At 60.9% G+C, this 14,672-nt stretch carries 14 protein-coding genes and 1 pseudogene; 7 read left to right on the top strand and 8 right to left on the bottom strand.

Annotated features, from left to right (window positions below; all coding sequences use genetic code 11):
• Positions 1 to 6 precede the first annotated feature (6 nt).
• From AB9N64_RS18120 to AB9N64_RS18095, 6 genes and pseudogenes are all read right to left on the bottom strand, one after another.
• Positions 7 to 783 (bottom strand): N-acetylmuramoyl-L-alanine amidase, encoded by a 777-nt coding sequence (locus tag AB9N64_RS18120; RefSeq protein WP_014716344.1) that lies wholly within the window; start codon positions 781 to 783, stop codon positions 7 to 9.
• An 89-nt stretch (positions 784 to 872) separates the two neighbouring features.
• A complete protein-coding gene (locus tag AB9N64_RS18115) occupies positions 873 to 2,933 on the bottom strand; it encodes a GGDEF domain-containing protein (protein WP_371359580.1) in 2,061 nt (686 codons plus the stop codon).
• Positions 2,930 to 3,808 carry an endonuclease/exonuclease/phosphatase family protein gene (locus AB9N64_RS18110; protein ID WP_003187377.1) on the bottom strand — a complete coding sequence of 293 codons (879 nt, stop codon included), beginning with the start codon at positions 3,806 to 3,808 and terminating at the stop codon, positions 2,930 to 2,932. The genes AB9N64_RS18115 and AB9N64_RS18110 overlap by 4 nt, the downstream gene beginning before the upstream one ends.
• A gap of 10 nt (positions 3,809 to 3,818) precedes the next feature.
• Positions 3,819 to 4,454, bottom strand: a complete 636-nt coding sequence (gene dsbA / locus AB9N64_RS18105; protein ID WP_014716341.1) for a thiol:disulfide interchange protein DsbA — start codon at positions 4,452 to 4,454, stop codon at positions 3,819 to 3,821.
• A 167-nt stretch (positions 4,455 to 4,621) separates the two neighbouring features.
• Positions 4,622 to 5,248 carry a cytochrome c4 gene (locus AB9N64_RS18100; RefSeq protein ID WP_014716340.1) on the bottom strand — a complete coding sequence of 209 codons (627 nt, stop codon included), beginning with the start codon at positions 5,246 to 5,248 and terminating at the stop codon, positions 4,622 to 4,624.
• A 33-nt stretch (positions 5,249 to 5,281) separates the two neighbouring features.
• Positions 5,282 to 5,489 (bottom strand): annotated as a pseudogene (locus AB9N64_RS18095) (cytochrome).
• Positions 5,490 to 5,681: 192 nt separating this feature from the next.
• On the opposite strand from AB9N64_RS18095, the gene yihA reads away from it, so the two are divergent.
• Positions 5,682 to 6,323, top strand: coding sequence for a ribosome biogenesis GTP-binding protein YihA/YsxC (gene yihA / locus AB9N64_RS18090; protein WP_003187369.1), 642 nt, complete (start codon positions 5,682 to 5,684; stop codon positions 6,321 to 6,323).
• Positions 6,324 to 6,594: 271 nt separating this feature from the next.
• On the opposite strand, the gene polA is transcribed toward yihA, so the two are convergent.
• Positions 6,595 to 9,390, bottom strand: a complete 2,796-nt coding sequence (gene polA, locus AB9N64_RS18085; protein ID WP_038448371.1) for a DNA polymerase I — start codon at positions 9,388 to 9,390, stop codon at positions 6,595 to 6,597.
• A gap of 74 nt (positions 9,391 to 9,464) precedes the next feature.
• Here polA and AB9N64_RS18080 point away from each other — a divergent pair, with 74 nt between their 5' ends.
• Positions 9,465 to 9,755: a DUF2782 domain-containing protein gene (locus AB9N64_RS18080; protein ID WP_014716338.1), complete on the top strand. Its 291-nt coding sequence runs from the start codon at positions 9,465 to 9,467 to the stop codon at positions 9,753 to 9,755.
• A 56-nt stretch (positions 9,756 to 9,811) separates the two neighbouring features.
• Positions 9,812 to 10,765 (top strand): homoserine kinase, encoded by a 954-nt coding sequence (locus tag AB9N64_RS18075; RefSeq protein WP_014716337.1) that lies wholly within the window; start codon positions 9,812 to 9,814, stop codon positions 10,763 to 10,765.
• A 107-nt stretch (positions 10,766 to 10,872) separates the two neighbouring features.
• On the opposite strand, the gene AB9N64_RS18070 is transcribed toward AB9N64_RS18075, so the two are convergent.
• Positions 10,873 to 11,802, bottom strand: a complete 930-nt coding sequence (locus AB9N64_RS18070) for a zinc ABC transporter substrate-binding protein (RefSeq protein ID WP_003187364.1) — start codon at positions 11,800 to 11,802, stop codon at positions 10,873 to 10,875.
• A gap of 58 nt (positions 11,803 to 11,860) precedes the next feature.
• Between AB9N64_RS18070 and zur the strand changes: the two genes are divergently transcribed.
• Genes zur through AB9N64_RS18050 form a run of 4 tightly spaced genes read left to right on the top strand, consistent with a single transcriptional unit; the run spans position 11,861 to position 14,651 of the window.
• On the top strand, positions 11,861 to 12,343 hold the full coding sequence (gene zur, locus AB9N64_RS18065; RefSeq protein ID WP_014716336.1) for a zinc uptake transcriptional repressor Zur: 483 nt from the start codon (positions 11,861 to 11,863) through the stop codon (positions 12,341 to 12,343).
• The gene (gene znuC, locus AB9N64_RS18060) at positions 12,343 to 13,113 is read left to right on the top strand and encodes a zinc ABC transporter ATP-binding protein ZnuC (RefSeq protein ID WP_003187361.1); all 771 of its coding nucleotides are present in this window, start codon (positions 12,343 to 12,345) and stop codon (positions 13,111 to 13,113) included. The genes zur and znuC overlap by 1 nt, the downstream gene beginning before the upstream one ends.
• The gene (gene znuB, locus AB9N64_RS18055; RefSeq protein ID WP_014716335.1) at positions 13,106 to 13,894 is read left to right on the top strand and encodes a zinc ABC transporter permease subunit ZnuB; all 789 of its coding nucleotides are present in this window, start codon (positions 13,106 to 13,108) and stop codon (positions 13,892 to 13,894) included. The genes znuC and znuB overlap by 8 nt, the downstream gene beginning before the upstream one ends.
• Positions 13,895 to 13,931: 37 nt before the next feature.
• Positions 13,932 to 14,651: a PA5502 family lipoprotein gene (locus tag AB9N64_RS18050; protein WP_014716334.1), complete on the top strand. Its 720-nt coding sequence runs from the start codon at positions 13,932 to 13,934 to the stop codon at positions 14,649 to 14,651.
• Positions 14,652 to 14,672: the final 21 nt, after the last annotated feature.

Below are 14,672 nucleotides of genomic sequence, written 5' to 3'. Positions count from 1 at the left end.
ACACCATCAGCGGTGATTCAAGGCCCGCAGGATTGCGGCACTTTCAGCATCCGGAGTGCCATCAAACAGCGATGGCCGGAAGCGCATCTGGAACGCGGCGATGACGTGCCGCGTGGCCACATCCAACTCGCCAGTCTGCGGCGTCTGGTAGCCCAGGCGCGCCAGCTCTTCCTGGAACCAGGTAATGCTTGGTAACTGCGCGGCGTACTGCACCTGGAACCGGGCCACTGCCTGGGCATCCGGCCACACGGCCAGACCTTCTGCCGCCAAGCGTTTCCAAGGGAACAACGGGCCTGGGTCCAGCTTGCGCAGTGGGGCGATGTCGCTGTGCCCGATGATGTTCTTGGGGTCGATGCCATTGCGCTTGCTGATGTCCTTGAGCAGCACGATCAGCGACTGCACCTGCGCTTCGGAATACGGGTACCACACACGCCCCGTGGGAGTATCACTGAACCCTGGGTTGACGATCTCGATGCCGATGGAGCTGGAATTGAGCCAGGTGCGCCCCATCCACTCGCTTTCCCCCGCGTGCCAGGCGCGCTGGCTTTCATCCACCAGCTTGTAGATGGTGCCGGAGGCGTCGTCGCCGATCAGGTAATGACTGCTGACCTGGCCATGGGTCAACAGCGCCAGGGAACGTTCAAGGTTGGTCGAGGTGTAATGCACCACAACGAACTGCACGCGGTTGTCGTGGTTAACCGAAGGATGGCTGGTGTTCAGGCGCGGGCCACTGGCGCAGCCGGCGAGCAGAAGAAACGCTAAAGCGATATACAAGGATTTCATGGCGAGAGGCATTACACTGAAAGACGATAATGCAACAGTGTAACGTACGGCTCACGGCCAAGCGGTCAAATTACAAAATGGAACATCTTTTATGCCGCCTGCACCTGATTACGTCCCGCAGCTTTTGCCCTGTAGAGCGCTTCATCGGCACGCTTGAGCGCCAGGTCACTGCGCTCGCCGGGTTGAAACTGCGCCACGCCCATGGACACCGTGATCGTTACCGGCTCACCCTTGAAGTGGAACGGGCACGCTGCAATAGCCTCACGCAATACTTCACCTACGGCCAAGGCATCCGCCAAGGCCGAGTCGGGCATTAGCAGCACAAACTCTTCACCCCCGAAACGCGCGATGAAGTCCGTCGGCCGCAGGCGCTTGCTCAGCACATTGGCGATGATCTTCAAGACTTTGTCCCCTGCCAGGTGACCGTAGCCGTCGTTGATGCGTTTGAAGTGGTCCAGGTCGAGCATGGCCAGCGACAGGCTGTTACCGCGCTGATGCCAGGCGTTGACTTCGTAATCGAGGCGTTCGCTCCACGCCGCACGGTTGGGCAACCCGGTGAGCGGATCGAGCAAGGCCTTCTGGCGTTGTACCTCCAGGTGCTCGCGGTAGCCCTGGGCCTCCTGCTCCATATGGGCCACGCGTTCAGCCAGACCTTTGAGGCGTGCGGCCACTTCCTGTTCGCGCAGGTCACGCTGTTGCTGGTGTTCATCCATGGTGCCGAGCAAGCCTTCAAGATGGCTTTCGAGCACCTGCTTGAGGCTGTCCAGGTCGGCAGCGTCCTGCACGCTGCTTTGCAGGCCGTCGACCTGCTCGCGAATCTGCGTGTCCAACTCCCGCGCGGCCAGGCTGCTGTCGGCGTGGCCCTCGCTGGCGACCTGCAGATGACCCTGGAATGCCTCGAGACGCTCGTTGAGCTGCTTGAGATAAGCCTCGAACTCATGCTGGCCACTGTCGGTGACCGCCAGCATCAGCACGGCCAGGTCATCCAGGATCGGGAGCAGTTCGTACCAATTCAAACCATGGGCGAGACGTTCACGCATCGCCTCGGCCTGGGGCTGGTGACGTTCAGGCAGGGAAAGGTCTTCCAGCAGGCCGAGCAAAGTGCCTTCAATGTGCTTGGCCACCGAACTATAGGACGGTTCAGGCGAATCAGGCAGGGCGTAGGTGCCGTCCGGTTGCAGTTCGTCGGGCTCGGGACCTTCCAGCACAGGGGGCAGCGACAGGCTGCCGATGGTGGTTTCATCCGGCGTTTCGACTGGAACCGGCGGCGGTTCGATAAAGGCGGCGAGTGCGCTTTCTTGAGCAGGCTCCGCAACCGGAGGCGCCTGCACGTCGGGTTCAGATAATTGCGCAGGCGCCGCAATCGACGGCAGCTCTGGAGCGTCGAATAACGGCGTGTCGCTGGCGACCTCTTGCCCTCCGGCCGCTGCAACAGGCGCAGGCTTCAAGGCCACGGGCGTAGGTGACAGCGGTGCAAAGGCACGCAAGGCTTGGGTCAATTCTTCCGATTGCGCAGGTTCTTCCGGTTCGGGCGCGGGTGTGGGCGCTGCAGGCTTTGGCGGTGCCAATTGCGCTGCCGGCAGTGGCTCCGCGTCAACCGGGAGCGCTTCACCGGCGGCCTCTTTACTACCGAACAGGCGTTGCAACAGACCCGGGCCTGGGCGTGCGGGTTCGCCTTCAGGCTCCAGATTATTCAGCGCCTGCCCCTGCAGGCTGCTCAGCTCACTGAGCAGCAGCGGTATCTCCCGCGCTTGCGCCACGCGACCATCGAGTTGCTTGGCGAAGGTTTTCAGCGGACGAGCCACCTCGCGGTGCAGCGGCAGCTTTTGCAACTGGGTGACCAAGGCGGTGAGCGCGGCGCTGATCTGGTCGACGCGGGTTTCGCGACGCTGCTCCGAATCCAGCACGGCCTTTTCCAGGCGTGGCAGTAAAGCGGCGAGGGCAGCATCCATGTCGTCCGTGCGCACGACATCGCGCATTTCCTTCATGCATTGGTCGACAGCTCGGTCGGTGCCTTCGGCGGCCAGCGTGCTGCGCACCAGCCCGCGGCGCAGCAAATCGAGGCGGGCAGCCCAGCGGCGTTCGAGTTTGTCTTGTTGCTCGATGCTCTGGAGGTATTTCTCTTTCCAGCGCTGGGCGTCGTCGCTCATGCAAGGGGTCCGCGAGGGCCTGGGCTCAACGCGGGTAATGCATCAGCCGTGAGCGAACCCGGCAGACGAATCTCTACCGCGACCGGCAGGTGATCGGAAATGGGCTGCGCCAGCACCTGCACACTTTCCAGTGTGAGGCTTGGGCTGAGCAGGATATGGTCAAGACAGCGCTGCGGGCGCCAGCTGGGAAACGTGGCTTCGACTTGCGGCGCCAATAACCCAAGGTCGCGCAGCGGAGAATTCTGCAGCAGGTCGTTGGCATGGGTGTTCATGTCACCCATGAGCACCTGGTGCTTGTAGTTACCAATCAATTCACGCACGTAGGCCAGTTGCAGGTTGCGCGTACGCCCCCCGAGGGCCAGGTGCATCATCACCACCACCAAGGCTTCCGGGCCTTCGCCAAAACGCACAAGGATCGCCCCGCGCCCTTTGGGGCCTGGCAAGGGGTGATCTTCAATAGCCGTGGGTTTGAGGCGGCTGAGTACGCCATTGCTGTGCTGCGCCAGGCGCCCCAGGTTGCGGTTGAGTTGCTGATACCAGTACGGGAAGGCGCCCAGCTGAGCCAGGTGTTCCACCTGGTTGATATAGCCGGAGCGCAGGCTGCCGCCGTCGGCTTCCTGCAGGGCGACCAAGTCGAAGTCGCTGAGCAGGTCGCCGATTTTCTGCAGGTTACCGGTACGCCCCTTGTGGGGCAGCAGGTGCTGCCAGCCACGCGTGAGGTAATGCCGATACTTCTCGGTACTGTTGCCCACCTGGATATTGAAACTGAGCAGGCGCAAGCGGCTATCTGCCGGCAGGCCTGTGGACTCCAGGTGATGCTCGTTGACCTGCGGTTCATGCAGGCCAACGACACGCTCGGTACCCCAGCGGCGCATGGCGAGCCCCTTACTTGGCAGCGCGTTCTTTGGCAATCAGCTGGTCAGCAACGTTGAGGGTCGCTTCAGGACCACCGGTGCTGCCCAGGTCGAAACGGTATTTGCCGTTGACGATCAGCGTTGGAACGCCTTGCACGCCGTACTTCTGCGCGAGCTCCTTGGCCTGTTTGATCTGGCCCTGGATAGCGAAAGAGTTGAAGGTCGCCAGGAACTTGTCCTTGTCGACACCTTGAGTAGCAACGAAGTCAGCCATTTCGTCCGGTTTGGTCAGGCGCTTGCCCTGTTTCTGAATTGCTTCGAAGACGGCGTTGTGGACCTTGTGCTCAACACCCATGGCTTCCAGGGTCAGGAACAGTTGGCCGTGGGCGTCCCATGGGCCACCGAACATGGCGGGAATGCGACGGAAGTTAACGTCCTTGGGCAGCTTTTCAGCCCATGGGTTGATAGTCGGCTCGAACGCGTAGCAATGCGGGCAACCGTACCAGAACAGCTCCACCACCTCGATCTTGCCGGGTACCGCAACCGGAACCGGATTAGACAGCTCAACATAGGTTTTACCGGCTTCAAGCGGCACATCGGCAGCTTGTGCGGTCATGCCGAAGAGGCTGGCAGTGACGAGAGCGGCGCTGAGGATCAGATTACGCATGCTTTACTCCTGGACAAATAAAGTCGCCTCACGCGACCTTTGTTGTGACAGGTCTACGCGGACATGAGTTCGTTAGTGTAACGGCAGCGGCCACAAAAAAGGGCGGCCTGAGCCACCCTTTTTATGCTTGCATCGCGGGATTAATCGAGCGTTAACGCCCAGCCCCGTCAGTGCAGGCCCTGGATATAACTGGAGAGGGCTGCGATGTCTTCGTCGCTCAGCTTGCGAGCGATGGTGCGCATGGTCATGGCGTCCCCATCGTTGGCCCGGCCGGCTTCTTCTTTGCGAAAGTCGGTCAACTGCTTGGCGATGTAGGTGGCGTGCTGGCCGCTCAGGTGCGGGAAGCCTGCGGCAGCGTTGCCTGCGCCATTGGGCGAGTGGCAACCGGTGCAGGCAGGCAAGCCTTTTTCCAGGTTACCGCCACGGAACAACTGCTCTCCGCGGGCGACCAGTTTAGGGTCGGCAGCTCCCACGCTGCCCTTCTGGCTGGCAAAATACGCCGCGAGGTCCGCCAGGTCCTGATCGTTGAGATTGGTCAGCAGGCCGGTCATTTCCAGCACCGTGCGCTTGCCGTCCTTGATGTCGTGCATCTGCTTGCTCAGGTAACGTTCACCCTGGCCGGCCAGTTTGGGGAAGTTCGGCGCCGGGCTGTTACCATCCGGCCCGTGGCAGGCACCACACACGGCGGCCTTCGCTTGACCGGCAGTGGCATCACCTTTGACGGGGCCCTCTGCAGCGACGGCAGCGCCTGTGATGCCCAAGGTCAACAGCAGACTCACGATCAGTTTGTTCATCAGCTAATCCAACTACGGCTAAGGGTTTAAGAGTTATCTACCGGGTTTACTCACCATCAAATCAATGACGGCCTGGTAATCCTCAGTACTGCAGTCCATGCACAAACCACGCGGCGGCATTGCCTTGAAACCCTGGGTCACGCACTGCGTCAGCCTGACCATGCAAACTCGGTTGATCCTGTGTAGCCTGAGCGCCGTAAAGCGGAATCAGGGCAGCAGAAGCGAGCAACCGTCGGTCCATACATCGACCTATTCAGGGTTTGAGAGCGTTTTGCGTTCTAATGCGCAATAAAGGTCTTTCGCTCCCGTGAACCTCATCCTTCGCTGGGACAAAGCACACACAAAATCTGCGGCATTATATACTGGCGCTACTGAAACGGAAACGACACCGCTTGCCGCACCCTTTCTCGGCACCGCCCACATCGGAAATCTCATGCAACTCAAGAACCCCATCCTCGGCCTGTGCCAACAGTCCACCTTCATGCTCAGCGCCGCCAAAGTGGACCAATGCCCCGATGACGAGGGCTTTGAAGTCGCCTTTGCCGGCCGTTCCAACGCCGGTAAATCCAGCGCACTGAACACCCTGACTCACGCCAGCCTGGCGCGCACCTCGAAAACCCCGGGCCGCACGCAACTACTCAATTTCTTCAAGCTAGACGATGATCGGCGTCTGGTCGACCTGCCGGGCTACGGTTATGCAAAAGTACCTATCCCGCTGAAGCTGCACTGGCAGCGTCACCTTGAGGCTTACCTGGGTGGTCGCGAGAGTTTGAAGGGTTTGATTCTGATGATGGATATCCGTCATCCAATGACCGACTTCGACTTGCTGATGCTCGACTGGGCTGTCGCCAGCGGCATGCCGATGCACATTTTGCTGACCAAGGCCGACAAGCTCACCTACGGCGCAGCCAAGAACACCCTGCTCAAAGTGCAGTCCGAAATCCGTAAGGGCTGGGGCGATACCATCACGATTCAACTGTTCTCCGCCCCCAAGCGCATGGGCCTGGAAGAAGCCTACACCGTACTGGCCGGCTGGATGGAATTGGCGGACAAGGGCGCAGAAATCGCCGAATAACTTTTCTGCGGGCAAAAAAAACCCCGGACTTCTTTTGGGGAGGGGAAGTTCGGGGTTCAAGTTCCGGACCGCTAGGGCGGGGTCCGGAATTATCTGCCAACACTTAACACAACATAGGAGCATTGAAGGGCTTCACCACCCATTCAGTAACTCTGAGTGGCAGTTCACAGGTTAAGTTCCGACAGGCTCAAAAAACTATTGGAAATAACTGACCCCCGTTTGCGCTCTAAACCGCTTCGCCACCACTGGCGATGATGGCAAAGCCGCAGAATCAGTGCGCCTCGTCCCAGTTATCGCCTACGCCTACGTCCACCACCAAAGGCACGTCCAACTGCGCCGCCGCGCTCATATGCTCGCGAATCTTCTCGCTGACCTGCGCGACCAAGTCTTCACGCACCTCCAGCACCAATTCGTCGTGCACTTGAAGGATAACCTTGGCATCCAGGCCCGACTCGGTCAGCCAGTTATCCACCTGCACCATGGCTTTCTTGATGATGTCCGCCGCCGTGCCCTGCATCGGCGCGTTGATCGCCGTGCGCTCGGCCGCCGCGCGCTCCTGGGGCTTGTTGGAGTTGATATCCGGCAAGTACAGCCGTCGTCCGAAGAACGTTTCGACATACCCCTGATCCGCCGCCTGGGCGCGGGTGCGCTCCATGTATTCGCGCACCCCTGGGTAGCGGGCGAAGTACACATCGATGTAAGCCTTGGCGGTCTTGGTATCGACGCCGATGTCCTTACCCAGCTTCTGGGCGCCCATGCCGTAAATCAGGCCGAAGTTGATCGCCTTGGCGCTGCGGCGCTGGTTGGACGTGACCTCATTCAACTCGACCTTGAACACTTCGGCCGCCGTGGCCGTGTGCACGTCCAGGTCATTGCGGAAGGCGTTCATCAAGCCTTCGTCCTTGGACAAATGCGCCATGATCCGCAGCTCGATCTGCGAATAGTCCGCCGCTAGTAGCTTGTAACCCTTGGGCGCGACAAACGCCTGGCGAATGCGCCGCCCCTCGGCGGTGCGCACCGGGATGTTCTGCAGGTTCGGATCGCTGGAGGACAAGCGCCCGGTCGCCGCGACGGCCTGATGGTAGGACGTATGAATACGCCCGGTACGCGGGTTGATCTGTTCCGGCAGGCGGTCGGTATAGGTACTTTTGAGCTTGCTCATGCTGCGGTACTGCATCAGTACCTTGGGCAGCGGGAAATCATCCTCGGCCAGTTTGGCCAGTACTTCCTCAGCCGTGGATGCCTGGCCCTTGCCGGTTTTCTTCAGCACCGGCATGCCGAGCTTCTCGTACAGGATCGCCCCGAGCTGCTTGGGCGAACCCAGGTTGAATTCTTCACCGGCGATCTCGTACGCCTGGCGCTCCAGCTCGACCATCTTGTTACCCAGCTCGATGCTCTGGATGCCGAGCAGGTCCTTGTCTACCAGTGCGCCCTGGCGCTCGATGCGTGCCAGCACCGGCACCAGCGGCATCTCGATGTCCGTCAGCACACTGGCCAGGGTCGGGATCGCGGCCAGTTGCGCGTACAAGTGCTGATGCAGGCGCAAGGTCACGTCGGCATCTTCGGCCGCGTAGGGGCCGGCTTGCTCAAGGGCGATCTGGTCGAACGTGAGTTGCTTTGCACCTTTGCCGGCGATGTCTTGGAAGCTGACCGTGTCGTGGTCCAGGTACTTCTTCGCCAGACTGTCCATATCGTGCCGCGTCGCGGTGGAATTGAGCACGTAGGATTCGAGCATGGTGTCGAAGGCGATGCCGCGCACGGTAATGCCCTGGGCAGGGTCGCCGCCAATGGCGCAGTTGGCCAGGATGTTCATATCGAACTTGGCGTGCTGGCCCACCTTGAGTTTGGTCGGGTCTTCCAGCAGCGGTTTCAGGGCCAGCAGCACGGTGTCGCGGTCCAACTGATCCGGCGCGCCGATATAGGAATGGGTCAGCGGGATGTAGGCGGCTTCATGGGGCTGCACAGCAAACGAGACCCCGACCAATTGCGCCTGCTGGGCGTCGATGCCGGTAGTTTCGGTGTCGAAAGCAAACAACGGCGCATCGTGGAGTTTTTTCAGCCACACGTCGAAGGTGGCCTGGTCCAGAATGGTGGTGTAAACGGCCTCTACCGGTACCGATATAACAGCCTCGACCGGCATTTCGGCGGCAGGCGCAACTTCGCTCGCCGATTTGAGCTCGACACGCTTGGCATCGCGCTGGATCTCGTCGTACCAGCTTTTGAACTCAAGCAGCGTGTACAGCTCCAGCAGCTTTTCGCGATCCGGTTCGATCAGGTGCAAATCATCCAACCCGATATCCAGCGGCACATCGATCTTGATCGTCGCCAACTGATAAGACAGGAATGCCATCTCCTTATGCTCTTCCAGCTTGGCCGGCAGGGTCTTGGCCCCACGGATGGGCAGGGTCGGCACAATATCCAGCTGCTCATAAAGCTCTTTGAGGCCGCCATTGACCCCTACCAGCAAGCCAGAGGCGGTCTTGGGGCCAATGCCCGGAACGCCGGGAATGTTGTCGGACGAATCCCCCATCAACGCCAGATAGTCGATGATCTGCTCCGGAGCGACACCGAATTTCTCCTTAACGCCCTCGATGTCCATCGAGCTACCGGTCATGGTGTTGACCAAGGTAATGTGGCCGTCCACCAACTGCGCCATGTCTTTGTCACCGGTCGAGATCACTACCGGGCGGCTGGCGGCCGCGCTGCTGCGGGCCAGAGTGCCGATCACGTCATCGGCCTCAACGCCCTCGACGCACAGCAACGGGAAGCCAAGAGCGATCACGCTTTGATGCAGCGGCTCGATCTGCAGGCGCATGTCATCGGGCATGCTCGGGCGGTTGGCTTTGTATTCGGCGTACATCTCATCGCGAAACGTCCCACCCTTGGCGTCGAAAACCACGGCAAATGGGCTGTCCGGGTACTGCTTGCGCAGGCTTTTGAGCATGTTCAACACGCCCTTGACCGCACCGGTGGGCAGGCCTTTGGAGGTGGTCAGCGGTGGCAGCGCGTGGAAGGCGCGGTACAGATAAGAAGAACCGTCCACCAGGACGAGGGGCGCTTGGCTCATGAGCAGGATCAACCTTTTCGGCGGGTCAGGCGCTAGAATAGCCGGACCAATGAAAACAAAGGGACAAGGTTATCATGCGTACATTCAATCGCCTGCTGTTGACCGGTTTGATTGCACTCGCTCCGATGGCTGCCACGGCGGCAGACAGTGCCCCTGGAGGTGATCCGGAAGTTACCATTCGCACGGAAGGCGACAAAACCATCCAGGAATACCGCCAAAACGGCTTTCTGTACGCAATCAAAGTCACCCCGAAGGGCGCACCACCGTACTTTCTGGTACGTGCGGACGGCACCGACGCGAACTTCATCCGCTCTGACCAGCCGGATATGCTGATCCCGTCATGGAAGATCTTCGAATGGAAATGATTTCTTAATTTTAACCGGCGCTGCCCACCGCAGCGCCCGTAACGGCAGTTTTAACCATGTCTGTGTTCACCCCCCTGGCTCGGCCCGAGCTGGAAACCTTTCTCGCCCCTTACGGGCTCGGCCGCCTGCTTGATTTCCAGGGGATTGCCGCCGGCAGCGAAAACACCAATTTCTTTATCAGCCTGGAACAGGGTGAATTCGTCCTGACCCTGGTTGAGCGTGGCCCGGTGGCAGAAATGCCGTTCTTCATCGAACTGCTTGACGTGCTCCACGACGCCGATCTGCCTGTGCCGTACGCCCTGCGTACCACCGACGGTATCGCTTTGCGCGAACTCAAGGGCAAACCGGCCTTGCTGCAACCGCGCCTGGCGGGCAAGCACATCAAGGAGGCCAATGCGCAGCATTGCGCCCAGGTTGGCGAACTGCTCGGCCACCTGCACTTGGCCACCCAGGGCGAAAAGGTACTTGAACGCAAGACCGACCGCGGCCTGGCGTGGATGCTCAGCGAGGGCGCGCAGCTTATTTCGCACCTCAACGAGGCCCAGCAACGCCTGTTGCGCGATGCGCTAGCCGAGATCGACGCTCACAAGGCTGACATCCTCGGCCTGCCACGAGCGAATGTGCACGCCGATCTGTTTCGCGATAACGCGATGTTTGAAGGCACGCACCTGACGGGCCTGATCGACTTCTACAACGCCTGTTCGGGGCCGATGCTCTACGACGTGGCAATCGCCTTGAATGACTGGTGCTCGGATGCCGATGGCGTGATTGACGGTCACCGTGCCCGGGCGCTGCTGGGCGCTTACGCGGGGCTACGAGCGTTTACCGCGAAGGAAGCCGAGCTATGGCCGACCATGCTGCGCGTGGCGTGCGTACGGTTCTGGCTGTCCCGGCTGATCGCGGCCGAGTCATTTGCCGGGCAGGATGTGTTGATTCACGACCCGGCTGAGTTCGAGCATCGCCTGGCGCAGCGTCAGCAGGTCACGCTCCACCTACCGTTCGCGCTTTAAAAGACCGACTCGGTCAATGTGGGAGCTGGCTTGCCTGCGATAGCGGTATCAACTGAGCCAACGCTATCGCGGGCAAGCCCGCTCCCACAGGAGTTTTGTGTTACCTGTTAGAGCGACTCCAGGCAACCGGCCAGATCATTGCCGAGTTTTTCCAGCACCTGCTCATAACCCTGCGCGGTAGCCGGCGTATAGCCACCCAACGCATCCAATTCCGCCAACTTCACCGGCAACCCGGCCACCAGGGTTTCGGCCAAGCGAGGTCGCAACGGCGGCTCGCTAAACACGCAAGTCTTGCCCACTTCCTGCAAACGCGCGCGCATCGCCGCTACGTGCTGCGCGCCCGGCTGCACTTCGGCGGCCACGCTGAACACGCCAGCATGCTTCAAACCGTACGCCTCTTCGAAGTAATCAAAGGCTTCGTGGAACACGAAGTATGGTTTGCCATCAACGCCCGCCAAACGCTGCTTCAGGCGCGCATCCAGCGCGTTCAGGCGTTCTTCGAAGGCCTTCGCATTGCTCTGATAACGCTCGGCATTGGCTGGGTCGGCAGCGCTCAGATCGGCCGCCATCCGAGCGGCGATCACACGTGCATTGACCGTGGACAGCCACAGGTGCGCATCCACACTGCCTGGGCGGTGATCATGGTCATGTTCGTCGGCTTCATCGGCATGTGAATGGCTATCTTCGCCGAAGATGCGCAGTTTCATGCCTGGCAGGTCCTGCACGGCCACCGTTGGCGCCGTACGGCCTTTGAGCACACGCGGCAAAAACGTTTCCATGTCCGGCCCGATCCAGTACAGCAGGTCCACCGACTGCACACGCCGTACGTCGGATGGGCGTAAAGCGAAGTTGTGCGGCGACGCCCCCGGCGGCAGCAATACCTCTGGAACAGCCACGCCGTCCTGCACGGCAGCGGCAATCAGTTGCAACGGCTTGATGCTCGTCAGTACCTTGACCTCGGCCTGAGCGGCACCCGCAACGAACAAACTGGTGACAAATACGACAAAAACGGGAAAAAGTCGGGACACGATGACCACTCGATGGCGTAGGAACGGGTAACATAATAACGTCTCTATCAAATATCTGTCGCCGCTCATGCCTAAAACACCGCTTGCCAGCCGTCCCCACGACCACTCTCACTGCGTGCACACCGCATTGTCAGAGGCCGACACCCTGTGCGCAAAGAAAGGCTTGCGCCTGACTGCCTTGCGTCGCCGGGTGCTGGAGCTGGTGTGGCAGAGCCACAAGCCTTTGGGCGCGTACGACATTCTGGGCGTCCTCAGCGAGCAGGACGGCCGCCGCGCCGCGCCGCCCACCGTTTACCGTGCATTGGATTTCCTGCTGGAAAACGGCCTGGTGCACCGTATCGCCTCGCTTAACGCCTTTGTCGGTTGCAACCACCCGGAGCACGCGCATCAGGGCCAGTTCTTGATCTGCCGCGAGTGCCACGCCGCCATTGAGCTTGAACAAAAAAGCATCAGCGACGCCATTATCAAAAGCTCTGCCGACGTCGGCTTCAAGGTCGAAGGGCAAACGGTCGAAGTGGTCGGCCTGTGCGCCGGCTGCCAGGGGGTTTGATGAGCAATGCGTTAATCCGCCTGGAGCAGGTCGGGGTCACGTTCGCCGGGCAAAACGTGCTGGAGAACATCGCACTGAGCGTGGAACCGGGGCAAATCGTCACCCTGATCGGCCCCAACGGCGCCGGCAAAACCACCTTGGTGCGCGCCGTGCTCGGGCTGCTCAAGCCCCACAGCGGCACGGTTTGGCGCAAGCCCAAGCTGCGCGTGGGCTATATGCCGCAAAAGCTGCACGTGGACCCGACATTGCCGCTCTCCGTATTGCGCTTCCTGCGCCTGGTGCCTGGCGTAGACCGCGCCCGCGCCCAGGCTGCGCTTAAGGAAGTCGGCGCCGAACACGTCATCGACAACCCGGTGCAAAGCATCTCCGGTGGCGAAATGCAGCGCGTGCTGCTGGCCCGCGCCCTGCTGCGCGAGCCCGAGCTGCTGGTACTCGATGAACCCGTGCAAGGTGTCGATGTCGCCGGCCAGGCCGAGCTGTACAGCCTGATCACCCGCCTGCGCGACCGCCATGGTTGCGGCGTACTGATGGTCTCCCACGACTTGCACCTGGTCATGAGCACCACCGACCAAGTGGTCTGCCTCAACCGCCACGTGTGCTGCTCCGGCCACCCGGAACAGGTCAGTGGCGACCCGGCGTTCGTGGAGCTGTTCGGCAAGAACGCCCAGAGCCTGGCGATCTACCATCACCACCATGACCACGCCCATGACCTGCATGGCGCCGTCGTCGATACCCCCCACGTTCATGGAGATAGCTGCAAGCATGGCTGATTTTCTGCTCTACGCCCTGCTGGCAGGCTTGGCTTTGGCACTGGTGGCGGGCCCATTGGGCTCGTTCGTGGTGTGGCGACGCATGGCCTATTTCGGCGACACCTTGTCCCATGCTGCCTTGCTGGGCGTGGCCATGGGCTTTCTGCTGGATGTAAGCCCGGCCATCGCCGTGACCGTCGGCTGCCTGCTGCTAGCCGTGCTGCTGGTGACCCTGCAGCAACGCCAGCCACTGGCTTCCGACACACTGCTGGGCATCCTTGCGCCCAGTACCTTGTCTCTGGGCCTGGTGGTGCTGAGCTTCATGCATGAAGTGCGCATCGACCTGATGGCCTACCTGTTCGGCGACCTGCTGGCGATCAGCCCGACCGACCTGGCCTGGATCCTCGGCGGCAGCGCTGCGGTGCTGGCGTTGCTGGTGGCCCTGTGGCGCCCGTTGCTGGCGATCACCGTGCATGAAGAACTGGCCAAGGTAGAAGGCTTGCCCGTCGCAGGCCTGCGTATGGCCTTGATGTTGCTCATCGCCGTGGTGATTGCTGTCGCGATGAAGATTGTCGGCGTATTGTTGATCACGTCGCTGCTGATCATTCCAGCCGCCGCCGCCCAGCGCCACGCTCGCTCTCCGGAGCAGATGGCGATTGGCGCCAGCCTCCTGGGGATGCTTGCAGTGTGTGGTGGCCTGGCGCTGTCCTGGTTCAAGGACACACCGGCCGGGCCGTCGATTGTGGTTACGGCGGCCGCCCTGTTTCTGCTGAGTTTTGTCCTGCCCCGTCGAGGGGTGTAGACTTGCTCGCTTTTTGCGCAAATAGAGAGTCGCAGGAATGAAGCCGTTCACCTCCCGTTATCTGCTCCTTGCCGCATTTTCACTGCTGCTGGGCGCCTGCCAAAGTACGCCGCCCGCTGCCCCCCAGGCTCCGGATCCGCGGGCTGCGGCCATCGCGCAGCTGGAACAAAACCTGGCCAGCAGCGAATTGGCCACCGCCGAAGACCAGCTGGCTGCATTGCAGGCCCAATCGCCCAATGACCCGGCACTTGAGGCCTACCAGCGTCAATTGGCCGAAGCCTACCTGCAACGCAGCCAGATCGTGTTGCAAAAAGGCGACGTCAACGCTGCCGCCACGGCCCTGAGCCGCGCCCGCGCCTTGATGCCCAAGGCCCCTGCGCTGACCGGTGGCGTCAACAGCGCCATCAGCCATGCGCGCAAAGCCGAATTGGACCAGGCAGAAGCTGCGTTGAAAGCCGCTGAGGCCAAGCCTGCCGCCAAGGTCATCGACCCGGCAGCGCCGAGCACCACCGTGGCGCTGAACCTTGCGGATGTTGAAGACATGCGCCATCAGTTGGACGCCATCGCCACCGATGTGGTGAATTACCAGTGCGACGTCAGCATCCAGGTGCCACGCACCCAGGATTACCCGTGGCTGGCCACGTTACTGACCAAGCGGGTCAAGCGGATTGATTCGGGGTATGACCTGAAGATTCACCGGCAAATCCTGAAACATATTCCGGCGCAGGTTGTGCTGATTCCGCGCAAGGCGGACTAAAAGCATCGCAGGCAAGCCAGC

This window comes from Pseudomonas sp. KT_2_4, from assembly GCF_041410225.1.
In the GTDB taxonomy this organism is placed as follows: domain Bacteria; phylum Pseudomonadota; class Gammaproteobacteria; order Pseudomonadales; family Pseudomonadaceae; genus Aquipseudomonas; species Aquipseudomonas paracarnis.
Note: the sequence above shows the minus strand (reverse complement) of the source record. Positions and strands in the feature narration are given on the sequence as shown.